Annotated in this window: 1 protein-coding gene; it reads left to right on the top strand. The window is 46.8% G+C overall.

The annotated features are described in order from the left end of the window. A partial coding sequence (gene sbcB, locus R7Q48_RS30060; RefSeq protein WP_318134057.1) for an exodeoxyribonuclease I occupies nt 1-551 on the top strand: 551 nt, incomplete at both ends.

Raw genomic sequence — 551 nt, 5'->3', positions numbered from 1 at the left:
CGTAGAATGGCCCGAGAATGAAGACGGCTTCACCAGTTTCAAGTTAGAACATTTATCGGTTAAAAATGGCATTGAGCACAGTAATGCGCACGACGCGATGGCTGACGTTATCGCAACGATTGAGATGGCAAAGAAAGTCAAAGCCGCACAGCCAAAACTGTTCGATTACTTCTTCTCTATGCGCCACAAACGTAAGCTGAATGAACTAGTTGATATTGTAAACATGACACCGCTGATGCATGTCTCAGGCATGTTAGGTCGCGAATGCCAATACACCAGCTGGATTGTGCCTGTCGCGTGGCATCCAACGAATAACAACGCGGTTATTACGATTGATTTAGCCAAAGATCCGCAGCCAATTCTTGAACTTTCAACCGAAGAGTTGCACGAACGTCTCTACACCAAGCGTGAAGACCTCGGCGACCTACTACCCGTACCGGTGAAACTGGTTCACCTCAATAAGTGCCCTATTTTAGCACCAGCGAAAACGTTGACGGCGGAAAACGCAGAAAACATCGGTATTGATCGTCAGAAGTGTCTCGATAATTTGG

Source organism: Vibrio sp. 378, from assembly GCF_033339435.1.
This window is presented reverse-complemented; position numbering and strand designations above follow the sequence as displayed.